26 protein-coding genes and 1 tRNA gene are annotated in these 24,390 nt (G+C 31.1%); 17 read left to right on the forward strand and 10 right to left on the reverse strand.

The features are described 5' to 3' along the window. Window positions 1–58: 58 nt before the first annotated feature. Window positions 59–140: transfer RNA gene (locus tag WHD08_RS12365), tRNA-Leu, on the reverse strand. Window positions 141–265: 125 nt separating this feature from the next. On the opposite strand from WHD08_RS12365, the gene WHD08_RS12370 reads away from it, so the two are divergent. The 3 genes from WHD08_RS12370 to pth all read left to right on the forward strand — a co-directional run bounded on the left by WHD08_RS12370 (window position 266) and on the right by pth (window position 2,582). After that, complete coding sequence (locus WHD08_RS12370; RefSeq protein ID WP_165734339.1) at window positions 266–1,207, forward strand: ribose-phosphate pyrophosphokinase; 942 nt, start codon at window positions 266–268, stop codon at window positions 1,205–1,207. Between the two features lie 19 nt (window positions 1,208–1,226). Beyond that, the gene (locus WHD08_RS12375) at window positions 1,227–1,823 is read left to right on the forward strand and encodes a 50S ribosomal protein L25/general stress protein Ctc (RefSeq protein ID WP_208890609.1); all 597 of its coding nucleotides are present in this window, start codon (window positions 1,227–1,229) and stop codon (window positions 1,821–1,823) included. A 129-nt stretch (window positions 1,824–1,952) separates the two neighbouring features. Beyond that, complete coding sequence (pth, locus tag WHD08_RS12380; RefSeq protein ID WP_422894390.1) at window positions 1,953–2,582, forward strand: aminoacyl-tRNA hydrolase; 630 nt, start codon at window positions 1,953–1,955, stop codon at window positions 2,580–2,582. Window positions 2,583–2,770: 188 nt separating this feature from the next. Here the strand turns inward: pth and WHD08_RS12385 are convergent, their stop codons facing one another. From WHD08_RS12385 to lysM, 8 genes are all read right to left on the reverse strand, one after another. Then, window positions 2,771–3,220 carry a 6-pyruvoyl trahydropterin synthase family protein gene (locus WHD08_RS12385; RefSeq protein ID WP_165734342.1) on the reverse strand — a complete coding sequence of 150 codons (450 nt, stop codon included), beginning with the start codon at window positions 3,218–3,220 and terminating at the stop codon, window positions 2,771–2,773. A gap of 228 nt (window positions 3,221–3,448) precedes the next feature. Next, window positions 3,449–4,948 carry a GH3 auxin-responsive promoter family protein gene (locus tag WHD08_RS12390; RefSeq protein ID WP_165734343.1) on the reverse strand — a complete coding sequence of 500 codons (1,500 nt, stop codon included), beginning with the start codon at window positions 4,946–4,948 and terminating at the stop codon, window positions 3,449–3,451. Then, a complete protein-coding gene (locus WHD08_RS12395) occupies window positions 4,948–5,814 on the reverse strand; it encodes a M23 family metallopeptidase (protein ID WP_165734344.1) in 867 nt (288 codons plus the stop codon). The genes WHD08_RS12390 and WHD08_RS12395 overlap by 1 nt, the downstream gene beginning before the upstream one ends. 84 nt (window positions 5,815–5,898) lie before the next feature. After that, complete coding sequence (gene nadD, locus WHD08_RS12400; RefSeq protein ID WP_208890608.1) at window positions 5,899–6,483, reverse strand: nicotinate (nicotinamide) nucleotide adenylyltransferase; 585 nt, start codon at window positions 6,481–6,483, stop codon at window positions 5,899–5,901. Window positions 6,484–6,595: 112 nt separating this feature from the next. After that, window positions 6,596–7,177: a guanylate kinase gene (gene gmk, locus WHD08_RS12405; protein WP_165734346.1), complete on the reverse strand. Its 582-nt coding sequence runs from the start codon at window positions 7,175–7,177 to the stop codon at window positions 6,596–6,598. 93 nt (window positions 7,178–7,270) lie between these two features. Continuing rightward, a complete protein-coding gene (locus WHD08_RS12410; protein ID WP_208891188.1) occupies window positions 7,271–8,125 on the reverse strand; it encodes a YicC family protein in 855 nt (284 codons plus the stop codon). A gap of 204 nt (window positions 8,126–8,329) precedes the next feature. Next, window positions 8,330–9,217 (reverse strand): DMT family transporter, encoded by an 888-nt coding sequence (locus tag WHD08_RS12415; protein WP_208891187.1) that lies wholly within the window; start codon window positions 9,215–9,217, stop codon window positions 8,330–8,332. A 124-nt stretch (window positions 9,218–9,341) separates the two neighbouring features. After that, complete coding sequence (gene lysM / locus WHD08_RS12420; RefSeq protein WP_208890607.1) at window positions 9,342–9,812, reverse strand: peptidoglycan-binding protein LysM; 471 nt, start codon at window positions 9,810–9,812, stop codon at window positions 9,342–9,344. A 95-nt stretch (window positions 9,813–9,907) separates the two neighbouring features. Here lysM and upp point away from each other — a divergent pair, with 95 nt between their 5' ends. Continuing rightward, complete coding sequence (gene upp / locus WHD08_RS12425; protein ID WP_208890606.1) at window positions 9,908–10,561, forward strand: uracil phosphoribosyltransferase; 654 nt, start codon at window positions 9,908–9,910, stop codon at window positions 10,559–10,561. Here the strand turns inward: upp and WHD08_RS12430 are convergent. Further along, entirely contained in the window at window positions 10,556–11,485 is a 930-nt protein-coding gene (locus WHD08_RS12430; RefSeq protein WP_244183317.1) for a DUF6427 family protein, read from the reverse strand. The genes upp and WHD08_RS12430 overlap by 6 nt on opposite strands. 41 nt (window positions 11,486–11,526) lie before the next feature. Between WHD08_RS12430 and WHD08_RS12435 the strand changes: the two genes are divergently transcribed. The 13 genes from WHD08_RS12435 to pgi all read left to right on the forward strand — a co-directional run bounded on the left by WHD08_RS12435 (window position 11,527) and on the right by pgi (window position 24,124). Then, the gene (locus WHD08_RS12435; protein ID WP_165734350.1) at window positions 11,527–11,748 is read left to right on the forward strand and encodes a DUF6341 family protein; all 222 of its coding nucleotides are present in this window, start codon (window positions 11,527–11,529) and stop codon (window positions 11,746–11,748) included. A 9-nt stretch (window positions 11,749–11,757) separates the two neighbouring features. Beyond that, window positions 11,758–12,429, forward strand: a complete 672-nt coding sequence (trmB, locus tag WHD08_RS12440; protein WP_165734351.1) for a tRNA (guanosine(46)-N7)-methyltransferase TrmB — start codon at window positions 11,758–11,760, stop codon at window positions 12,427–12,429. Between the two features lie 347 nt (window positions 12,430–12,776). Then, a complete protein-coding gene (locus WHD08_RS12445) occupies window positions 12,777–13,109 on the forward strand; it encodes an MGMT family protein (protein WP_165734352.1) in 333 nt (110 codons plus the stop codon). 160 nt (window positions 13,110–13,269) lie between these two features. Beyond that, window positions 13,270–14,409 carry an Mrp/NBP35 family ATP-binding protein gene (locus WHD08_RS12450; protein WP_208890604.1) on the forward strand — a complete coding sequence of 380 codons (1,140 nt, stop codon included), beginning with the start codon at window positions 13,270–13,272 and terminating at the stop codon, window positions 14,407–14,409. A gap of 4 nt (window positions 14,410–14,413) precedes the next feature. After that, window positions 14,414–14,650, forward strand: a complete 237-nt coding sequence (locus WHD08_RS12455) for a NifU family protein (RefSeq protein WP_208890603.1) — start codon at window positions 14,414–14,416, stop codon at window positions 14,648–14,650. Window positions 14,651–14,861: 211 nt separating this feature from the next. Beyond that, window positions 14,862–15,917 (forward strand): NAD(P)/FAD-dependent oxidoreductase, encoded by a 1,056-nt coding sequence (locus WHD08_RS12460; protein WP_208890602.1) that lies wholly within the window; start codon window positions 14,862–14,864, stop codon window positions 15,915–15,917. A gap of 115 nt (window positions 15,918–16,032) precedes the next feature. After that, complete coding sequence (locus WHD08_RS12465) at window positions 16,033–16,356, forward strand: hypothetical protein (RefSeq protein ID WP_208890601.1); 324 nt, start codon at window positions 16,033–16,035, stop codon at window positions 16,354–16,356. A gap of 248 nt (window positions 16,357–16,604) precedes the next feature. Continuing rightward, window positions 16,605–17,762 carry a homogentisate 1,2-dioxygenase gene (locus tag WHD08_RS12470; RefSeq protein WP_208890600.1) on the forward strand — a complete coding sequence of 386 codons (1,158 nt, stop codon included), beginning with the start codon at window positions 16,605–16,607 and terminating at the stop codon, window positions 17,760–17,762. 227 nt (window positions 17,763–17,989) lie between these two features. After that, window positions 17,990–19,150 carry a 4-hydroxyphenylpyruvate dioxygenase gene (hppD, locus tag WHD08_RS12475; protein WP_208890599.1) on the forward strand — a complete coding sequence of 387 codons (1,161 nt, stop codon included), beginning with the start codon at window positions 17,990–17,992 and terminating at the stop codon, window positions 19,148–19,150. Between the two features lie 239 nt (window positions 19,151–19,389). Beyond that, the gene (locus WHD08_RS12480) at window positions 19,390–20,307 is read left to right on the forward strand and encodes a tryptophan 2,3-dioxygenase family protein (RefSeq protein WP_208890598.1); all 918 of its coding nucleotides are present in this window, start codon (window positions 19,390–19,392) and stop codon (window positions 20,305–20,307) included. Between the two features lie 101 nt (window positions 20,308–20,408). After that, window positions 20,409–21,179 (forward strand): DUF3108 domain-containing protein, encoded by a 771-nt coding sequence (locus tag WHD08_RS12485; RefSeq protein ID WP_208890597.1) that lies wholly within the window; start codon window positions 20,409–20,411, stop codon window positions 21,177–21,179. A gap of 100 nt (window positions 21,180–21,279) precedes the next feature. Further along, window positions 21,280–22,548 (forward strand): peptidoglycan DD-metalloendopeptidase family protein, encoded by a 1,269-nt coding sequence (locus tag WHD08_RS12490; protein WP_208890596.1) that lies wholly within the window; start codon window positions 21,280–21,282, stop codon window positions 22,546–22,548. A gap of 7 nt (window positions 22,549–22,555) precedes the next feature. After that, entirely contained in the window at window positions 22,556–24,124 is a 1,569-nt protein-coding gene (gene pgi / locus WHD08_RS12495) for a glucose-6-phosphate isomerase (RefSeq protein WP_208890595.1), read from the forward strand. The last annotated feature ends 266 nt before the right edge of the window (window positions 24,125–24,390 follow it).

A 24,390-nucleotide genomic window follows, 5' to 3' on the forward strand; every position in this document is an offset into this window, starting at 1 on the left:
AATTCAAGTAAGTGAAAATAAAAAAACCTGTAAATCAAATGATTAACAGGTTTTTTAGTACTCAAGGCGGGAATCGAACCCGCACTTCCGAAAAAACTGGATTTTGAATCCAGCGCGTCTACCAATTCCGCCACTTGAGCAAGTATTAATAAGATTGCAAATGTATAAAATTATTTTATTTTAAAGTCTATAAATAAATTTCAAAGTCAATAAATAAATTCTACTTTTGTACTCTTACAACAACACAACAAAAAAAAACAACTAAATGCCTACAAATCAGTTAGCCCCAAAACTTTTTGCCTGCAGACAAAGCACAGTTTTGGCAGAGAAAATTGCAAAAGAATACAATACCACCTTAGGAAAAGTTAAAACAACTTACTTTAGTGACGGAGAATTTCAGCCAGCATTTGAAGAATCTGTTCGTGGAAGACGTGTTTTTATTATTGGTTCTACATTTCCGAATGCAGACAATTTAATGGAAATGTTGTTAATGTGTGATGCTGCAAAAAGAGCATCAGCAAGACACATTACAGCAGTTATGCCATATTTTGGTTGGGCTAGACAAGATAGAAAAGATCAACCTAGAGTTGCTATTGGAGCAAAATTAGTTGCAAAACTTTTAGAATCTGCTGGAGCAACAAGAATTATGACGATGGATTTACATGCAGACCAAATACAGGGTTTCTTTGAAAAGCCAGTAGATCATTTATTTGCATCTACTATTTTTATGCCATACATAAATAGCTTAAAATTAGACAATTTAACAATTGCATCTCCAGATATGGGAGGTTCTAAAAGAGCGTATGCATACTCTAAGCACTTAGAATGTGATGTTGTTATTTGTTATAAGCAACGTATTAAAGCCAACCAAATTGGGCACATGGAGTTAATTGGAGACGTTAAAGGTAGAAATGTAATCTTAGTAGATGATATGATTGATACTGGAGGAACATTAGCACATGCAGCAAATTTAATGATGGAAAGAGGTGCATTAAGTGTAAGAGCAATTTGTACACATCCAATCCTTTCTGGTGGCGCTTATGATAAAATAGAAAACTCAGGATTAACAGAATTGATTGTTTCAGACACTATTCCGTTAAAAAAGGAGACATCTAAAATAAAAGTGGTATCTTGCGCGCCATTATTTGCTGATGTTATGCATAAAGTGCAAGACAATACTTCAATTAGTGGACAATTTTTAATGTAAATAAATAATACAAAAAGTAATGAAATCAATTACAATTAAAGGATCAAAAAGAGAAAGCGTAGGTAAAGTAGCAACTAAAGCCTTACGTAATGCTGGTATGGTTCCTTGCGTTATATACGGAGGAGAAAACCCAATACATTTTTCAGCAGAAGAAAAAGCGTTTAAAAAGTTGGTATTCACTCCAAATGTGTATACAGCAAGTTTAGATATTGATGGTCAAAAAATAGCAGCAGTGTTACAAGACATTCAATTTCACCCTGTAACAGATAAAATTATTCACGTAGATTTTTATCAATTATTTGATGATAAAGAAATTACAATGAAGATTCCTGTAACTTTAGTAGGTACTTCTCCAGGAGTATTAAATGGTGGAGCTTTACGTTTTACAAACCGTAAATTAAGAGTAAAAGCATTACCTGCTAACTTACCAGATTTTGTAACTGCAGATATTTCTAAATTAAAAATTGGAAGTAAATTAACAGTAACATCATTAGCAACTGAAGGATATACATTTATGCACCCAGACAACACTGTTGTTGTGCAAGTAAGAACTTCTCGTAACGCGACTGTTTCTGAAGATGAAGAAGAAGAAGCTACAGAAGCTGCTGCAGAATAATTTTTGCAATATAAATTATAAAAAGCGTTACAAATTTGTAACGCTTTTTTTTTGCTTTATATTTATTTTAATCCCTTATAATTATAAATAGGCAATCTAAATTTATTTAATTCTTCTTATTTTTGAAGAATGAATTTTACAAACTTTTTTTCTGAAATATTTGGTATTAAAGTTGAATCTAAAGAAGCGTTAATGAAGAAGTTTTTAATTGTTGGATTAGGTAATATTGGTGAGCAATACACAAATACGCGTCATAATATTGGGTTTAAAATTGTAGATGAGGTTGCGGAAGAGCACAGTGCAACTTTTGAAACTGAAAAGCTTGGAGATGTAGCTAATTTCCGATTTAAAGGAAGAACATTTGTTTTACTTAAACCAAGTACTTTTATGAATTTAAGCGGTAAAGCAGTAAAATATTGGATGGATAAAGAAAACATATCTGTAGAAAATATTTTAGTAGTTACCGATGATGTAAATATAGATTTTGGAGTAATTCGTTTAAAAGCAAAAGGATCTGCAGGCGGACATAACGGATTAAAAGATATTCAAGAAAAATTAAATACCCAGCAATACGCTCGTTTTAGATTTGGTGTTGGTGGTAATTATGGTAGAGGTAGGCAAGTAGATTATGTCCTTGGTGAATGGAAAAAAGAAGAAACCAGTGAATTGATAGAGCGCTTGCCAACATCAGCTAAAGTAATTACTTCTTTTGGTACCGCAGGTTTAAATAATACCATGAATACCTTTAATGGTAAGTAATTCTTGAAATTTTAGGTGAAAAAAGGTTGTCTAAAAATAAATTTTAGAAGATTAAGCAGGTTTCATTATCATTAATTTGATAATCATAAACCTAAATGAAAAACTTGTAATGAATGCAGGTTGATGAAAAAAATAGGGCTATCTTTTTGATAGCCCTATTTTTTTTAAGCGTAATTTGTATCATTAAATTAATTCTCACTGGCATACCATTCTGCAAAGCTAGAATCTGTTTCTTGTAGTTTTATAGCGTGAAGTTTGATGTTTTCTGGTAATCTGCCTTTTATTTTTTCAGCAAAATCTATTACCATCATTTCACTTGTTGGTTGGTAATCTACCAATAAAACATGATGTCCTCTATCCATTAATTCCTTTGCTAAATCTACATGAGGTGTATTTTTATTAAATACGGTTGCATGGTCAAAAATATCTACAATTTCTTCGTTTACAATCTTTTTTAAATCTCCAAAATCAATCACCATACCAAATTTTACGTTGGTGTTGTCTGCAATTGGTTTTCCTGATACGGTTACAGAAAGTTTGTAAGAATGTCCGTGAACGTTTTTGCATTTACCATCATAACCATATAAGGCGTGCCCTGTTTCAAAGCTAAATTGTTTTGTAATTCTAATTGTACTCATTTGTGTTCTTTATTAATTTGTCATTTCGAAATGAGGAACGATTGAGTAAACTAAGATCTCTTGTCATTCGTTGTCCGAAAGGATAAAGTATTCTAATTATCGTCTGTTTCTAAATTTGTTGTAAAAGTAAACAATAACCAAAGCTATTGCCAATCCTAAAAATAAAAAATCTCCTCCCATGTTGTTTGTATCTTGTTATATTAAATGAACTTTGATGTTCATTTGGTATTACTCTTTAATTATAAAATTATGTAAAACATCTGCAATTTTTCTGTTATCAGACAATTGCGGAATCTTATTTTGTCCTCCAAATTTACCAATAGATTTCATATATTCATGAAAACCACCTTTTTTTACTTTTCTAACGATTAAAGGACGTAAAACTTTTCCTTCAATTAAATCGATATAATAAATATTTTGAGCCTGCATAGAAGCATCAATTTTAGCTGCAAATTCCTCTAGGTTTTCGGGTTCATTTTCAAATTCGATAAACCATTCATGATACGGCAAACCACTATCCGGACTCACTTGCGGTGCTACTGTAAACTCACTAATATTTATGTTGGTGCCTTTAATGGAATCGTTTAAAGCTTTTTCTACTTCTTTACCAATAACGTGTTCGCCAAAGGCGGATATAAAATGTTTTATTCTACCGGTAACTTTTATTCGATAAGGTTTTGTTGATGTAAACTCGACAGTATCACCAATGTTATACCCCCAAAGACCTGCTGTTGTGTTTAAAATGATGGCGTAATTAACACCCATTTTTACATCCTTTAAAGAAATTCTTGTAGGCTTTTCATTAAAAAATTCATCCGCAGGAATAAACTCGTAAAACATACCTGAATCTAATTGCAACAACATTCCTTTTTCTGTCTGAGAATCTTGATATGCAATAAAGCCTTCCGATGCTGGATATAATTCTATATAATCGATTTTTTTACCAATTAAACTTTCAAACTTATTCTTATAAGGCTCAAAGTTAACACCTCCATAAATAAAGAAATTAAAATTAGGGAACAGTTCTGAAACCGATTTCCCAGTTTTTTCAATCAGTTTTTCAAAATACATCTGTACCCAAGAAGGAATTCCGCTAATTACAGACATGTCTTCATTAATGGTTTCTTCTACAATGGCATTTACTTTGGTGTCCCAATCTTCTATGCAGTTGGTTTCCCAACTTGGTAATCTATTTTTTAATAAATATTGAGGTACATAATGCGCTACAATTCCGCTTAATCTACCCAATTTTACGCCGTTCTTATCACTTAAAATAGGGCTTCCTTGTAAGAAAATCATTTTACCATCCACAAAACTTGCGTCGTTTTTTTCTTTGATATAAAATAACAAAGCATTTCTTGCCGCCTTAATATGTGTAGGCATCGAGTCTTTGGTAATCGGAATAAATTTTGCGCCAGAAGTTGTGCCCGAGGTTTTTGCGAAGTATAGTGGTTTTCCGGTCCAAAGTACATTCGATTCTCCAGCTACAATTCTATCTACGTAAGGTCTTAAACCTTCGTAATCTGTAACTTTTACTTGTTTTTTAAAATCTTCATAATTAGAAATAGTATCAAAATTATGATCTTTTCCAAAAGCTGTTTTACTTCCTTTAGAAATTAAATTTTTAAAAACTTTTTCTTGTGTTTTATGTGGGGTGTTGGCCCATTTATAAACTTTTTTTGTTGCAATTTTAGCAAACGGAATCGCAAAAAATGATTTAATGCTCATTATTTAAAATCTATAAAATTTGTTGGGTTTACGGCATATCCACCGCTCCAAAGTTCAAAATGTAAATGTGGTCCTGTAGTTAATTCTCCAGTAGATCCTATAGTGGCAATTACTTCACCAGATTTTACAAAGTCTCCTTGTTCTTTTAATAAGTTTCCGTTGTGTTTATAAACAGAAATATAATCTTTAGCATGTTTTAAAATAATAACGTAGCCTGTTTCTGTGGTCCATCCAGAAAAAATAACAGTTCCATCTGCAGTTGCCTTAATTGGTGTTCCGCTTTTTGCGGTAATATCTACTGCAAAGTGTTTAGAGGTGGCATCAAAAACTTGAGATATTGTACCGTTTAAAGGGGCAAAAAAGACCACCTTAACATTACTTTTTGCGTTTTGTTCAATAGAAAATAGCGTTTCACTTTCTACTTTTTCTCTAAATAAAGAATCTTCTTTTGTGGCAGCCAATTCACTCTCGTCTATAAAACGATGTCTTGCTTCTGCCTGAATAGAATCTATACTTTCTGGTTGAATTTCTCCTGTTAAAACAGGTCTTAAGGCTTTTGTGTAATTTTCTAAAACTGCTAATTTAATTTTTAAGGAATCTGCTTCAAAAGTTAAATTTGCTGCTTTTCTTTTTAAAGCAGTAGAAGAGTAGCCTGGTATATACTCTTTTAAAGGAGTAAATGCAATTAGAAGAATGGTACTAGCTATTAATAATATAGAAAAAAAACCACCCAAAACATATACATTTAATCTTGAAAGTTTTAATGAAAAACGCTCTTCAAAAGTGTCTTCATTTAAAACGACCAATCTGTATTTATCAGTTAGTTTTTGTTTAAGTTTTCCCTTTTTTTTATCTTTTTTAGCCACAAATATTTATTTGATGTTTAACAAATATACAACGAAACGCTCATAGAGTATATTATGTGTAAGAGTGATATAAATATATTTTAATTATGAATTGTAAAAGTTCATTTCATCTATGTACTCCCAAACCTCTTTAGGTAATAATGGTTGCGTATTTTTTTTGTTCTTTATAGCCTTTCTTATCATGGTAGAAGATATTTGAACAATAGGAGCTTCTACTTTATGAATTTTAGCATGGTTTTTAAATTGATCATCCATTTCACCATCAGCAATTCTAGGGTAGACATAAATGTGATGATGTTCTAAAATAGTTTCATAATTTTTCCATTTATGTAAACTTTTTAGATTGTCTTCACCCATAATTAAGCAGAATTCTTTGTTTGGATACATATCAGAAACATGTGCTAACGTATGAACGGTGTAATTGGGTTGTGGCAAATTAAACTCAATATCTGAAGGTTTAATTTTCTGGTAATTAGCGGTTGCTCTATAAATCATTTCAAAACGTTCATGATTATCTAGCAAAGAGCTTTTCTTCTTAAACGGATTATGAGGTGTAACAACCATCCAGATTTCATCTAAATCAGAATTTTCTACCATATGATTGGCAATAATTAAATGCCCAATATGCATTGGGTTAAACGTGCCAAAATATAAACCTATTTTACTCATTTCCTTTTAAAGATTTTAGAATCAAGAAGCAAGATTATTTTGTTTTCAAAAAAATACTTTTTCTTTATTCTCTATTTAATCTTGACTCTTGTTTCCTTTCTAGTCTTGTCTCTTAGTTCAATTCCAAAAAATCACTCATTAACTCTTCCGCTTCTTGCAAAGCATCTTCTAAAATGTAATTTTTTATAATCTTATCAAACTGTGGAGCCGTTGCTAATTCTACAGAAGCTTTTGCAATACGCATGTTTATTTTGTCTTCACTTTCTGTAGAACGTTTTTTTAAACGGATTTTTAACTCATCTACACTTGGTGGTTTTACAAAAACAGACAATGTTTCTTCTGGATATTTCTTTTTAATACGCAATCCACCAACTACATCAATATCAAAAATAACATGTTTTTTTAAAGCCCAAATACGCTCAATTTCGCTTTTTAAAGTTCCGTAGAAGTTATCTCTATAGACTTCTTCCCATTCTAAAAATTCATCACCTTTAATTTTGTTTTTAAACTCTTTTAGGTCGATAAAATAATAGTCTTCACCATCTTTTTCCTCTCCTCTTGGTGCTCTAGAAGTAGCAGAAATAGAAAACTCTAGGTTGAATCTTTCTTGCTTTAATAAATGACGTACAATGGTTGTTTTACCTGAACCAGAAGGTGCAGAAAAGACGAATAATTTTCCTTTAAAATCTGACATATATTTTATTATTTGTCATGCTAAACTTGCTTTAGCATCTTGTAATTAGAATATTGTAATAGTTACATGGTTTTTTTAACCTTGCAGAAAATCTTACAATACGTTTAAAATTTGTTCTTTAATTTGTTCTAGCTCGTTTTTCATTTGAATTACCGCTTTTTGCATAGGTGCAAAATTAGCTTTAGAACCGGTGGTGTTTATTTCTCGTCCCATTTCTTGAACAATAAATCCTAATTTTTTACCATTAGAATCTTCAGATTCCATTGTTTGTAAGAAATAATCTAAATGATTTGCCAAACGAACTTTCTCTTCATTAATATCTAATTTTTCTAGATAGTAAATTAATTCTTGTTCAAAACGGTTTTCATCAGTATCTACTTTTAAATCGTCGATAGCCTTTTTTAAACGTGTTTTTACGTTTTCTACTCTATCTCCATCTAAAGCTTTTACTTCTTCTAAATAGGTTTTAATATTAGCAATTCTTTCTTTAAAATCTATTTCTAAAGAAGCAGCTTCATCAATTCTATATTGTACAATATCTTTAATAGCAATATCTACACTTTCGTTGATAAGGTTCCATTCGTTTTCATCTAACTCTTCACGCTCTGTTTTTAAAGCATCTGGCATTCTTACGGCCATTTTCAATAATTCAACATCGTCAGAAGTTCCGGTTTGTACAACATTTCTTAGTTGTTGCATATATTCTTTTACCACTCCGTGATTAATAGTTGTAGACGTTTCATCTGCAGTCATTTCTACAAAAATTGAAAAATCTACTTTACCACGAACCAACGCTCTTGCTAGTTTTTTACGCACGGCTAATTCTTTCTCTTTATAATAAGAAGGAATACGAACGTTTAAATCGAGGTTTTTACTGTTTAAAGATTTAATTTCTATGGTTACTTTTTTAGTAGGTAATTGTAATACAGACTTGCCATAACCAGTCATAGATTGAATCATAAAATCAACATTTTAGATGAGGGGCAAATATAGTTTTTATTTCACAGAATTTTTAGGGGAATGCACTTGTAAATCATTGAAAATGATAAAGGCACATATTATACAGATTAGTACTAATTTTTATGCTGATGAGATCTGACTAATTTGAACGAACAAAGCTTAGTAACTAGTTTTAAATGGTGAAATTAAGTGCTATTTTTCTACTTGCCTAGTTACTAAATAGACACCACAAAATATTAGTATTGTTGCCCCGATTTTTGTCATGTTTAAAGAATCACTACCAATAATTAAAGCATAAATTGTTGCAATAACAGGTTGTAGATAAATAAAAACACTAACGGTTGTTGGTTTCAATTTTGATAAACCATATAAATTAAAAAGATAGGTAATACAAGAAGTAAAGACAACGACAAAACCAATGTTCCAATAAATATTTGTGGGCATTTCTCGCCAATTGACTTCTGTAAATTCTTGGTAACCAAAAGGGAGTACAAAAATGAACCCAATAAAATACAGCCATTTAACAAGCGTAATTGGATGATATTTGTGAATTAAACTTTTGGAGATCACTAAATATAAACCATAAGAAGTGGCATTTACAAAAATTAAAAAATTTCCCCAATTGCTATTTGTACCGCTTGTACCAGATGAATTACCATACGTAATAAGTAAAACAGTACCTACTAAACCAATGATTACGCCTAATATTCTTAGTTTTCCAATGGCTTTTCTAATTAATATACTAGAAAAAATTAAAACCATAATTGGTGATGTAACCATAATAACGGAAGCGCTAATAGGTGTTGTTAAACTTAAACCTTTAAAAAAGGAGAGCATATTTAAACCAATTCCAAAAATGGCTGCTAAGAGTAATTTTAGATAATCAGATTTTTCTATTTTTTGAGATTTAATAAATAAACCAAGACTCCAAAAAATTATAGTTGCTCCAAAAACTCTTATTAAAATAAAACCAAAGGGTTTTACGTAAATAGGCATTACCTCTTTAGCTATTGAGTAATTTAGTCCGTAGATTATAGTGGCTATGGTAACGGCAATTAATGCTAATGTTCTCTTATCTATGTTCAAAAAAATAGGATTCTTAAATTAGCATGCAAAGTTGAGAATAATTTTTAGTTTAAGGGATAAAAAAAAGAGTTTCAAAATATATTTTGAAACTCTTCTAATTTGGTTGGTTGATTTTTAATTAGTCTACTAAAGGCGGTATTCTTAATACCTGACCAGGGTATATTTTATCTGGATGTGATAACATCGGTTTGTTTGCTTCAAAAATTACAGGGTATTTCATTGCGTTACCATAATAAGTTTTGGCAATCTTACCTAAAGTGTCTCCGCTTTCTACTGTATGAAATTGTGCCATTTCTGCTTCTTCAATTACCTCTGTTTCTGCAACTGTTAAGTTGTCTTCTACAGATGCAATACCATTGGTATTACCTACCACTAAAACTACTTTTTCTTTGGTAGCTAAGTCAGCGGTTTCTCCCCAAAGTTTTACAGCATCATCTGCTACTTCTATACCTAAATCTGTAACTTCTAAATTTAAAGCAGTAATAGCATTTCTTAATTGCTCAGATTTATCTGCGTTTTCTTCTTCTGTAGTTTTTCCAATGCCAAAAACTTTTGCTCCAGCATTCTTAATGAATGAAAAAATTCCCATTTTTTAGTTTTTTGTTAATGTTTTAATCTTTTGTGTAGATGCAAGATACAAATTTATACAATTGCTTTACATTTGTTATTCTAAAATTATTTACAATGATTATTCACCATTTACAAGAAGAAAATTCTATTCTTAATAAATTTATTTCAGAAATTAGAGATGTAAAAATTCAAAAAGATTCACTTCGGTTTAGAAGAAATATTGAAAGAATTGGTGAGGTTTTAGGCTACGAATTAAGTAAAAACCTTTCTTATAAAAATGTTTCTATTGAAACTCCTTTAGGTGAGAAAACAGAACAATTATTTGATAACGACGTTGTTTTATGTTCAATTTTAAGAGCGGGATTACCTTTGCATCAAGGTGTGTTAAACTATTTTGATGATGCCGAAAATGCTTTTATTTCTGCATACCGTCATCACCCAAATAACGGTGCTAAATCTGAAATTGTAGTAGAGTATTTTGCAGCACCATCAATAGAAAACAAAACATTATTATTGTTAGATCCGATGTTAGCAACAGGGCAATCTTTAGTGTCTGTTTTTGAGGCGATAAAAAAACAAGGAACACCTGCGGAAATTCATGTTTTGGTGGTTATTGCTTCTAAGGAAGGAATCGAGTTTATAAAAGATAAATTTCCAGAAAACACACATTTATGGGTTGCTGCTATAGACGATCAATTAAATAATAAAGGATATATAGTTCCTGGTTTAGGAGATGCTGGAGATTTAGCTTTTGGAACTAAATTATAGTAAAAAATAAGTAAGAATTGTACCTATTAGTAGTAAGCCAGATAGAATGTTTTTAACAATCATTTTTTCTATAACCTCAAATCCGTTTGCTATAATTATAGATGCTGGTATTAAAAAATAAACAATTTCAGCTCCACTCTTTTCGGTAATTACTAAAGCAAAAGCAACTGCGATAATTGAGTTGATAATTAAAACAATCCAACTCTTTTTAAAAGAATTATTTACAGATAACGCTTTCGGGGATTTTAAGAATATAGAACTTACAGTTAGTAAAAGTATGGTTCCAAAAATCCATAGTGTAGAGTCTTTTTTATATATAAATATATTATTTATAGTATTAAAAGTGAAAAGTTGCTGAAATTCTTCGCTAGAATCATACCAAAATAAGTACGCAAAATAGATGATTAATGGAGAAATAAACCCAATAATTGGAGTTAGTAGCGTATGAAAAGAAACCTTTTTTCTCAATAAAATAGATGCGTAAATTAGAATGAGAAAAATCAAGGTAAGAGGTTCTATTATAAAGAGAATACCTAACCAAAAACCACTATCAAATAATTTCTGAATTACCTTTTTAGGAGAACGTAAACTGTATATTTTTCTTAAAAAAAGGAGGTAAATTATTAATGTTAGTAAGGCTTTAAGGCCTAGTATCTTGGGTGTGAAAAGAATACTTGTTAATATAAAAATAAAGAAAGCATAAGAGTGGTCGAACGTTAATTTATTTTTTGAGACTATAAAATTGTAGAAGAAAAAAACAATTAAAAAGAGTCCTAAAAAAGAGATGTTTTCCATGGTTTTTAGCCAAGTGAAATTATCTGTTAACAAGTTAGAAAAAACAGTAATTATAAAGAAGCAAAAAAAGAGTCCAAAATAGACTATAAAATTGATTGGTTTAGATTTCTCTAAAAAATTGGCTAGCATCGTTTCTTTTGTTATTTTTGCAGCGTAAAGATAATTAAGTTATGATAGCAAGCAATATTTTTAGATGGATTGGTAGTTTATTTACCGATTTATTATTTACGCCATTCCATTGGTTACGTTTAACTGTAGCAAATGCAGATTATGGTTGGTGGATTTCTAATGCCGTTAATTGGGGATTTCTATTAGTTTTATTATGTTTATTCGCATATTGGTTGGGACAAACTCTTAAGTTTAAGAGAGAAGGAACGGAAGATAAAGCTTAAAATAACAATTTGGGAAGTAAAAATAAATTAAAACGTTTCAAAGAAAATGAAACGTTTAATAATGTCATTCAACCAACTAGAGAAGAAGTTGTAACAGATTTTTCTCATAAGGGTAAATGGCATTCTTTTTTTGGCAACAACAATCCTATTGTTGTAGAGTTAGGGTGTGGTAAAGGAGAATATACCATTGCTTTGGCTAGAAGAAATCCGAATAAAAACTATATTGGTATCGATATAAAAGGCGCTCGTTTTTGGAGAGGAGCAAAAACTGCAATAGAAGAAAATCTAGACAATGTAGCTTTTGTAAGAACTCAAATTGAGTTGGTCGATTTTATTTTTGCTGAAAATGAAGTTTCAGAAATTTGGATCACTTTCCCAGATCCACAAATAAAATTTCAACGCACAAAACATAGAATGACAAATTCTAGTTTTATGAAAAAATACCATCATATTCTTAATGAAGAAGGAATTATGAATCTAAAAACAGATTCAGAGTTTATGCATGGGTATACGTTAGGTTTGTTGCATGGTGAAGGTCATGAAATTTTATATGCTAACCATACTGTATATAAGAATGAAGGCGCACCAAAAGAAGTTACAGAAACACAAACTTTTTACGAAAAACAATATTTAGAAGTAGATAAACCTATTACCTACATTAAATTTAGATTAAAGTATTAATGTGTCATTACGGGGAATTAACTTCCCCATTTGTCATTCCGAAATGAGCCTTTTTAGTTGATTGAGGAATCTCATTACATTACAACTATTGATGTTGATTTTAACTCAATGAATCTTTGTTTTTCTCTGAGAATCTCTGTGTAATAATTATTCACCATAGTCATCAGTGGTAATCCGTGAAATCTGTGTCTTTTATTTTTAACCTCCGTGAATCTCTATTTTTCTCTGCGAATCTCAGTGTAATAACTTTCCACAACATCCATCAGTGATAATCCGTGAAATTTGTGTCATTTTTTATTTAAAAACCCTGTGGCATAACTTTCTTAGAATATCATTACCTTCACAACGTGAAAGAATCCGATAATTTTTTTGATAAAGTTTACCAAGTAGCTCGCTTAATTCCGCATGGAAAAGTTACCAGTTACGGAGCAATTGCTACCTATTTAGGAGCAGCAAGATCTGCAAGAATGGTAGGTTGGGCAATGAATAAAGCACATAATTTAGAAGATGTTCCGGCACATAGAGTCGTTAATAGAAAAGGATTACTAACAGGCAAACATCATTTTGACGGTACAAACCTTATGCAGCAATTACTAGAAAGCGAAGGGATTATTGTAATAGAAAACCAAATTCAGGATTTAGAAAAAGTATTTTGGAACCCTATGGAAGAGTTGTCTTAGTTTTTCCTAATTTATTAAATAATTACAAAACCATTGGTGCGATTTGCGAAATTGGTGTCTATAATTTCAACCTATCAATTCATAAATAATCGCAATCTACAAACTTTCTTTTCTGAGCAGTAAGACGTATCTTTGCAAGTAAGATTAAATATAAGAAAACGTGAGTTTTAAGAAACAAGATATATACAAGGCATTAGAAACAATTACCGCTCCTGGAGAAGGTAAAAGTTTAATAGAAAACAATAATGTTACTAACGTTGTTACTTTTGGCAATGAAGTAGAAGTAGATGTTACCATTAGTAACCCAACTTTACAAGCAAAAAAGAAAATTGAAACGGAGATTACCAAGGCAATTCAAACCAATGTTGACGAGCAAATTATTGTAAAAGTTAACGTAAAAGTAGAAAAGCCTGCAGAGAAAGTAAACCCGAATCAAATTAAAGGGAAAGCAATTCCTAATATTAAAAACATTATTGCAATTGCATCTGGTAAAGGTGGCGTTGGTAAATCTACAATAACTGCAAATACGGCTATTTCTTTAGCTAAAATGGGCTTTAAAGTAGGTGTTTTAGATGCCGATGTTTACGGACCATCACAACACATCATGTTCGATGTAGAAAAAGCAAGACCACTTTCTGTAAATATAGATGGTAGATCTAAAATGGAACCTGTAGAAAATTATGGAGTTAAATTATTATCATTAGGCTTTTTTACAGACCCAAACCAAGCAGTAATTTGGCGTGGACCAATGGCTTCAAAAGCATTAAATCAATTAATTTTTGATGGTAATTGGGGTGAGTTAGACTTTCTTTTAATCGATTTACCTCCAGGAACAGGAGATGTACATTTATCAATTGTGCAAGCTTTACCAATTAACGGAGCAGTTGTAGTAAGTACACCACAAAATATTGCGTTGGCAGATGCTAAAAAAGGAGTTGCAATGTTTCAACAAGAAAACATTAATGTGCCTGTTTTAGGAATCATTGAAAATATGGCGTATTTTACACCAGAAGAATTGCCAGATAACAAGTATTATATTTTTGGAAAAGATGGTGCTAAAAATTTAGCAGAAGACATTAAAACTAAGTTTTTAGGAGAAATTCCTTTAGTACAAAGTATTAGAGAGGCAGGAGATGTTGGTCATCCGGTAGCTTTACAAAACGGAACTATTTTAGAAAAATCATTTAATGATATTACGAAAGAAATGGTTGCAGAATTATTAAAAAGAAATGAAGATTTACCACCAACAGAAGTTGTTAGAATTACAACAATGAGTGGTTGTAGTTCCGTAAAAAAATAAGCATATGACAGCACAAGAAACATTAAATAATGTAGAAAAAGCGTTAGAAGAAATTCGCCCTTTTTTAATGAGTGATGGAGGCAATATTAAACTTTTATCTATAGAAGATAATATTGTTAATGTTCAATTAGAAGGTGCTTGTACAGGATGTTCTGTAAATCAAATGACCTTAAAAAATGGCGTTGAAGCAACCATAAAAAAGTATGCGCCACAAATAGTAGAAGTTGTAAACGTAGCTTAAGCTGATAAAAATCAGTTTTTAAGTATTTAGAAAAATATATTTTTGGGCGTTCCAAGCAAAAAAACTTGGTCGGGCTTTTCGCACTCGCTTTTTTTACTTAAAAAAGTAAAAAAGAGCTCAAGCAAATGCTTCAATCCCTAACGCGCTCATCAACATAAAAAAAAGACCTCGCAAGAATAAAACCTTGTGAGGTCTTTAAAAATAAAAAAAAGTGATTACTACAGATATCTTAATTATTGGTGCAGGACCAACCGGACTTTTTACTGTTTTCGAAGCAGGTTTATTAAAATTACGTTGTCATTTAATAGATGCTTTGCCGCAAGCAGGCGGACAATGTTCAGAAATTTATCCTAAAAAACCTATTTATGATATTCCTGCATATCCAGAAATTTTAGCGGGTGATTTAACTGATAAATTAATGGAGCAAATTAAACAATTTGAGCCAGGGTTTACATTAGGAGAACGTGCAGAAACAATAGATAAACAAGAAGATGGTACTTTTCTAGTTACGACTAATAAAGGGACAAAACATCACGCAAAAATAGTAGCAATTGCAGGTGGTTTAGGTTCTTTTGAACCAAGAAAACCGCCAATTCCTAATATTGCAGATTTCGAAGACAAAGGAGTAGAATATATTATTCGCGATCCTGAATTTTACAGAGATAAAAAAGTAGTTATTTCTGGAGGTGGAGATTCTGCTTTAGATTGGTCTATCTTTTTAACAGACGTAGCTTCATCTGTAACACTAGTACACAGAAGAAACGAATTTAGAGGTGCTTTAGATTCTGTAGATAAAGTACAAGAGTTAAAAGATGCTGGTAAAATTACCATGATCACACCAGCAGAAGTGAAAGGAATTGTGGGTACAGATAAAGTAACCGGAGTTTCTGTTGTTAAAAAAGGAGAAGCACCTTTTATCGTTGAAACAGATCATTTTATTCCACTTTTTGGTTTATCACCAAAACTAGGTCCAATTGCAAATTGGGGATTAGAAATAGAAAAAAATGCTATTAAAGTAAACAATGCGTTAGATTACCAAACTAATATACCGGGAATTTATGCCATTGGAGATGTAAATACCTATCCAGGTAAATTAAAGTTGATTCTTTGTGGATTTCACGAAGCTACTTTAATGTGTCAGAGTGCGTATCAACGTATTTTTCCAGATAAAAAATATGTAATGAAGTACACAACTGTTGGAGGTGTAGAAGGTTTTGACGGATCTAAAAAAGAAGCGCCAAAAGCTGTGGTTAAAAAGATAGAGTAATTAACTTTTTCATTTTTAACTAGTTTCATAAACTTATTGCATAAGACCCTTCAGGTTTCAAGAACCTGAAGGGTCTTTTTAATTTTTTTACTTATCTTAGATAAAATTATAAACGATGAATAGTCTTAATTTATTACCTTTTTTTCCTTTTTACGATAGGGTTTTAACTGCATATGATTTATTAATGTTTAGTTTTGGGTCATTTGTAGTAATTTCGTTTTTACTTTTTTATTATCAGAAGATTCCAAAAAATAATTCCCCAAAAAGTAAATTAGATTATCCATTATATCAATCAGGTGATATTTTACTTCAATCTAATAGTACAGATGTTGGTTTTAAAATTGCCGAAAGAAAAATGTCTTCTTTGGTTACTATTTTAGCGTGTATTTTAATTCTTTTAATAGCATTTACTCCTTTTCAAGATTTTTTAAGATTATAGTTTTTAATTCTGTAAATCAATCTTCTAACAATCTTTTGTTATATTTGTAGAACAACGAAATCGATTGCGATGTTTTTAGACTTACTTATATATCTTAAATTCTTTATAAAGCGAAATCCAGAATGATGAGCAATGTGCTGTCATTCTGAACTAGTTTCATAATCTCTTAATTAAAATCTAAATCTTTATTCAAAGAACTATTTAGGTTTTATTCATTCATTTTTTTAATCATTTAATACATTAAAATTATGCCTTTTTATCATAAGCTAGGGACAATTCCACCCAAAAGACACACGCAATTTCGTAAAAAAGACGGCAGTTTGTATTATGAACAATTGTTTGGTACCATTGGTTTCGACGGAATGTCTACCAACTCATATCACGAGCACAGACCAACCATGGTTAAAGAAATTAGAAAACAATATTCTGTAAAACCTAAAATTGCCAAAGCAAATAACATTCAGTCGTATCGTTTTCGCGGATTTCAAGTTCCGCCTGAAAATGACTATTTAGAAAGCAGAAAAATTGTTTTAACAAATGCTGATTGTAATATTATTCTGTCGGCACCAAAAAAATCTAGCACAGATTATTTCTATAAAAACACAGATGCAGATGAGGTAATCTTTATTCACAAAGGAACGGGAAAATTAAGAACACATTTAGGAAACATCAACTTTAAATATGGAGATTACTTGGTAATTCCACGTGGAATTATTTACAAAATAGATTTCGATGATGAAAACAACAGACTTTTTATTGTAGAATCCTATTCTCCGGTTTACACACCAAAACGTTATAGAAATTATTTTGGTCAATTGCTAGAGCATTCGCCATTTTGTGAACGAGATTTAAGAAGACCCGAAGAATTAGAAACCTATAATGAGTTAGGTGATTTCTTAATAAAAGTAAAAAAACAAGGCGAAATTATAGAAATGATTTACGCTTCGCATCCTTTTGATGTTGTCGGTTACGACGGTTATAATTTTCCGTATGCATTTTCAATTCACGATTTTGAGCCGATAACTGGTCGCATTCATCAACCGCCACCAGTGCATCAAACTTTTGAAACAAATGCCTTTGTAATTTGTAGTTTTGTACCGCGTTTGTATGACTATCATCCAAATTCAATTCCTGCTCCATACAATCACAGTAATATAGATTCCGACGAGGTTTTATACTATGTAGATGGAGATTTTATGAGTAGAAACGACATCGATCAAGGTCATATTTCTTTACATCCATCTGGAATTCCTCATGGCCCGCACCCAGGAACCACAGAAAAAAGTATTGGTAAAATAAAAACCGAAGAATTGGCCGTTATGGTAGACACTTTTAAACCTTTAATGGTTACGGAGGAAGCTATGAAAGTTGCCGATGAAGAGTATTATAAATCTTGGTTGGAGTAGCATAATTTTTAGAAGCTATTTCCTGCTTTTCGTTATATCTTTTTGTAAAAAACAAAAAGGATGTCACTGCAATTAGGGCTAAGAATTTCTGCTGGCAGATAGCTTTGTTAAAGGGCAATATCAATTAAAATACTTTTAATATCCCTGAAAGGGTTGCGTGTAATTAAAATAATAAAAAATAAGACCTCACAGGTTTTTAAAACCTGTGAGGTCTACAAAATATAAAGATGGCAAAAGAAATAAAATCAGTAAACTACGGTTTAGAAAAAATATTTGAAGGTGCACAAGATTTCCTTCCATTGTTAGGAACAGATTACGTAGAGTTTTACGTTGGTAATGCAAAACAAGCAGCTCACTTTTACAAAACAGCATTCGGGTTTCAGTCGCACGCATATCGTGGTTTAGAAACGGGTTCAAAAGATTCGGTAAGTTATGTATTAACACAAGACAAAATAAAGTTGATGTTAACAACTCCGCTAAATAGCAAATCGCCAATTAACAACCATATTGTAAAACATGGCGACAGCGTAAAAATTATTGCACTTTGGGTAGAAGATGCTAGAAAATCGTATGCAGAAACAACGTCCCGCGGAGCGAAATCTTATATGGAACCAACCGTAGAAAAAGACGAGTTCGGTGAAGTAGTAAGAGCGGGAATTTACACCTACGGAGAAACCGTACACTTATTTGTTGAGCGTAAAAACTACAACGGCGCATTTTTACCCGGTTTTCAAAAATGGGAATCAGATTATAATCCGCCAGCAGCAGGATTAAAATACATAGACCATATGGTTGGTAATGTTGGTTGGAATCAAATGAATACGTGGGTAAAATTTTACGAAGATGTTATGGGGTTCGTTAACTTTTTATCTTTTGATGACAAACAAATTCATACAGAATATTCTGCGTTAATGAGTAAAGTAATGTCTAACGGAAATGGAAGAATCAAATTCCCAATAAATGAACCTGCAGAAGGGAAAAAACGTTCTCAAATTGAAGAATATTTAGATTTTTACGAAGGTTCTGGTGTGCAGCATATTGCAGTTGCCACAGATGATATTATAAAAACGGTGGGCCAATTAAAAGCTAACGGAGTAGAGTTTTTATCAACGCCACCAGAGGAATATTATAATGCAGTTCCTGGAAGATTACAAGAATACAGTCATGAATTAAGAGAAGATATCGAAAAGTTAAAAGGTTTAGGTATTATGATAGATGCTGATGAAGATGGGTATTTATTACAAATTTTTACCAAACCGGTAGAAGACAGGCCAACCTTGTTTTTCGAAATTATTCAAAGAATGGGGGCAAAAGGTTTTGGAGCAGGAAACTTTAAAGCATTGTTCGAATCGATAGAAAGAGAGCAAGCAAAAAGAGGAACGCTTTAAGAAAAGAATCAAGATTTTTAGAACCAAGAATTAAGAGGGAATATATTAAACAGTTTTCAGTTACATATTCATTATCCTGCAAGGTTTGAAAAACCTTGTAGGTATAAACTAAAAATTAGGACAAATCAAGAAAGATTTTTATTCTAAAAAAAATCAATTTTTATAGTAAATTGCCCTTAAAGTCAAAAAATCAAAATCATCTTGTTTCTTGACTCTAAAAAATTAGATTTTAAAAAAGCATGAATAGAGACGAAATACTAAAAGCAATAGAAGAAAAATACGATAAATTAGGTGTTCCTGTAGATTCTATGTTAGAAGGTTTACTCTGGAGCACACCAATTACGTATTGGGATTATATTCAAACAGATGCACTTTTAGGCTTGCAAACCCCAAGAACCACACAGCCAGATGAAATGGTTTTTATCATGTATCATCAAGTAAACGAGTTGTTATTTAAAATGATTTTGTGGGAAATTGATCAGGTTGCCAAAACAATTGAAGTCACTGCAGATAAATTTTCTTTGCATTTGGGTAGAATCAGTCGATATTTTGATATGTTGTGTAGTTCTTTTAATGTGATGGCAGACGGAATGGAAAAAGAACAATATTTAAAATTTAGAAATACATTAACGCCTGCTAGTGGTTTTCAATCTGCTCAGTATCGGAAAATAGAATTTGCATCTACAGAATTAATCAATTTAATAGATGTGCGTTTTAGAGATGAAATAGATAGAAATTCGTCTTTTAAAAACGCCTACAATCACTTGTATTGGCAAGCAGCTGGTAAAAATTATACTACGGGCCAAAAATCAACCTTATTAAATCTTTTTGAACAAAAATATATGGGTGATTTTATAGATTTTATGGAAGATTACAATGATATTAATCTGTCCTTAAAGTTTAAGCAATTACCCAAAGAAGTTCAAGGAAATAAAGAATTAATTAAAGCCATGCGTCATTATGATTATACTGTAAATGTAAAATGGGTAATGGCACATTATAATGCGGCAGCAAAATATATTGGTGGTAAAGAGAAAGATTTAGAAGCAACGGGAGGTAGTAGTTGGCGTAAATATATGCACCCGAAATACCAGCGAAGAATTTTTTATCCATATTTATGGAGCGAAGAAGAATTGAAAAACTGGGGAACATTTTAAGGTTATTTATTCCTTAAGGATACAGTATTAAATAGTTAATAAGTTGCTTTTTATCGTTTTGGAACGGTAATTGTCATTACTTTTTTATAAGTTTGATTTTTATGAAAAGATATACCCTATTATTTTTTGCCCTTGTTTTTTTGACAACTACTAATAGTCAAGATAATTTAAAAGCTTTTAAAAGCGGAGAGTCATTACGTTATAAAATGAGTTACAGTGGTTTTTTAAGAGCTGGAACTGCGGTTTTAGAAGTGAATGAAAAAGAGCTTAATGGCAAAACAGTTTTTTATACAAAAGGAAAAGGTTGGACTTCTGGTATGATAAAATGGTTTTTTGAAGTAGATGATTTGTATGAATCTTATTTTGATAAAGACTCTGTAAAACCTTATCTTTTTAAAAGAAAGATTGATGAAGGTGGTTATAAAAAACATAGAATTACTTCTTTTAATTATAACTCTAAGAAAGCTTATGTTCAGGATTTTACTATTCAGAAAGATACTTCTGTGGCTTTTTCTAATGTACAAGATATACTTTCCTCTTTTTACTATTTAAGAAATAAAGATGTTTCAGGTATGAAAGTAGGTGAGGAAATTGCAATAGATATGTTCTTAGACTCTCAAGTATACCCTTTTAAATTACGTTTCTTAGGAACAGAAACTTTAAAAACAAAATTCGGAAAAATAAATACTTTAATTTTTAGACCTTTGGTACAATCTGGTAGAGTTTTTAAAGCACAAGAAAGTGTTACGCTTTGGATAACTGCTGATGCTAATAAAATTCCAATAAAAATTAAAGCAGACTTAGCTGTTGGGTCTTTAAGAGCTGAACTAGAGACGTATAAGGGGTTGGCGAATACTTTCGTTAAAAATTAAGAAATTTTTAACGAAACCGTTATCGGAAGTTCGTAAAGATAGCGGCCTTAGAAATATTTTTTATTTGTACTTTTGAAACCACATTCAATAGCACCTATTCTTGAGAAAAATAATCTTCCTTTTAGTCTTAATTACCTCTGTATCATCTTGTAAGAAAGAGGTTGAGAAAACCGTTACACCTCCAAAAAAAGTAAAACCTAAACCTGTTTTTAAATATGGGTATAATACAGATGATTATAAAATAATTCAGGACACTATTAGAAGTGGAGAAAGTTTTGGTGAAATTTTAGATAGACACCATGTAGGTTACCCTAAAATTAGCGAAATATCTAACTCAATAAGAGAAGAGTTTGATGTTAGAAGATTAAGGGCAGGGAAACCTTACCTAATTTTATCGAGTAAAGATTCCTTAGCAGAGGCTAAGGTTTTTATTTATAAAAACAGTGTAATTAATGCTACAGTTATTGATTTTAAAGATTCAATAATTAAAGCGCATGTTTATGCACAGCCAATAAAAACGGTTGAAAGAGTTGTAGAAGGAGTCATTTATTCTAATCTATCTAATACAATGGATAGTTTGCATTTATCATCAAGTTTAACGTATGCAGTTGCAGATATTTATGCTTGGACTTTAGATTTTTACAAACTTCAAAAAGGAGATTCATTTAAGCTTGTTTTTGAAGAAAAATATATAAAAGATTCTCTTTTTGCGGGATACGGAAATATTAAATCAGCAGTTTTTAACCATAATGGCGCAAACTTACTGGCCTTTAGATTCATTTCAGATTCTAAATTAGGCATTCCTGAGTATTATGATGAGAATGGAAACATGCTGCGTAGTCAGTTTTTAAAATCTCCTATTAAGTTTCAATATAGAATATCATCAAGATATAATTTAAGAAGAAGAATTGCCTATTATGGTAATAAAATTAAACCTCATAAGGGTACCGATTTTGCAGCAAAAATAGGAACGCCAATTTTAGCAACAGCAAGTGGAACTGTGGTAGAATCTACAAGAAGAGGTGGTAATGGTAAGTTTGTTAAAATTAAGCACAATAGTACATATTCAACCCAATATTTACACATGAGAAATCAGAATGTAAAGAAAGGTCAGTATGTAAAACAAGGAGACGTTATTGGTTACGTAGGTATGACAGGTAATACCGGTGGGCCTCATGTTTGTTATCGTTTTTGGAAACATGGACAGCAAGTAGATCCATTTAAAGAAAAATTACCTTCTGCAGAACCTTTAAAGAAAAGTTTATTACCAGAATATTTAGAGTTTATTAAACCGCTTAAATATCAATTAGAAAACAAAATTCTTCCGGTTGAAGAACCAGAAGTTATAGAAAGAATAGCACAAAATTAAAATAAAAATGGCTTTAAAAAACATCAACCCAACTACAACAAATGCATGGGAAGCATTAACAAATCATTTTAATGATATTAAAAATATCAGTATAAAAGATTTAGATAAAGAAACCAATAGAAAAGAAGACTTTTCTTTAAATTTTGATGATTTATTAGTAGATTTTTCTAAGAATAGAGTTACTAAAGAAACCATTAAATTGCTAGTTGATTTAGCAAAAGAGGTAGATTTAAAAGATGCAATAGATAAGCAATATGCAGGTGAAGTAATTAATGTAACTGAAGGTAGAGAGGTGTTACATACCGCACTAAGAAGTACTTCTGATGAACCTATTTTAGTTGATGGAAAAAATATTAAGCCACAAATACAAGCTGCTTTAAGAAAAATTAAAAGTTTTTCTAACAAAGTTATTTCTGGTAAATGGAAAGGATATACAGGTAAAGCGATTACAGATATTGTTAATATAGGTATTGGTGGGTCTGATTTAGGACCAGATATGGTTGTAGAATCTTTAAAGTTTTACAAGAACCAATTAACAACACATTTTGTTTCTAATGTAGATGGAGATCACGTTTCTGAAGTGATGAAAACTTTAAACCCAGAAACTACTTTATTTGTAATTGTGTCTAAAACATTTACAACACAAGAAACTATTTCTAATGCAGAAACGCTTAAGAACTGGTTTTTAAAATCGGCAACTATTTTTGATATTCCAAAACATTTTGTGGCAGTTTCTACAAACTTAGAAGCGGTAGATAGTTTTGGTATAGATAAAGCAAACGTTTTCCCGATGTGGAACTGGGTTGGTGGTCGTTTTTCTCTTTGGTCTGGAGTTGGTTTGTCTATTAGTTTATCTGTAGGATATGATAATTATAAGCAACTTTTAGAAGGAGCAGAAGAAATGGATCTTCATTATAAAAATGAAGATTTCGAGAATAATATTCCGGTAATCTTAGCATTGTTAAGTATTTGGTATAATAATTTTTACGGTGCAGAAACAGAAGCAGTTTTACCGTATTCTCAGTATTTAGCAAAACTTCCAGCTTATTTGCAACAAGCTATTATGGAAAGTAATGGTAAAGGTGTAGATAGAAACGGTGACAAAGTAAATTACCAAACAGGTACTATTGTTTGGGGAAGTACAGGTACCAATATGCAGCATGCTTTTATGCAATTAGTGCACCAAGGAACTAAATTAATTCCTGCAGATTTTATAGGATATAAAGAGTCTTTATATGGTTTAACAGATCATCATAAAAAATTAATGTCTAACTATTACGGGCAAATGGATGCATTGGCTTTTGGTAAAACAAAAGAAGAAGTGCATTTAGAATTAAAGTTTTCTGGTGATGAAGATAAAATTGCAAAATTGTTGCCTTTTAAAGTTTTTGAAGGAAACAGACCAAGTAATGCGATTCTTTTTGATAAATTAACACCTCGTTCTTTAGGGAAATTAATAGCAATGTATGAGCATAAAATCTTTACACAAGGGATTTTATGGAACATTTATAGTTACGATCAATTTGGTGTAGAACTAGGGAAAGAAATGGCTAAGAAATTATTAAGTAACTCATAAAGATTTCTTTAAATTTATAACACAGAAAAGCCTGCTATATAGCAGGCTTTTCTGTGTTATAAATAGGCTCTTTTACTTAACTATCAAAAGGAATTTATCGAAATCGACTCACTATAATAAGAGTGTCTTTAGGTTGCGGTCTTTAAATTATTTGGTTTCAATTTTTATTGTCGTTTTGTTAACCTTAAAATACAAGTTTCTTTTATTGTAATAGTATAGTTTTCAGTTAAGAAAGTATAGTTTTATTGCTTTAGGTGTCTTAATTT

Source organism: Polaribacter sejongensis, from assembly GCF_038024065.1.
In the GTDB taxonomy this organism is placed as follows: Bacteria; Bacteroidota; Bacteroidia; order Flavobacteriales; family Flavobacteriaceae; genus Polaribacter; species Polaribacter sejongensis.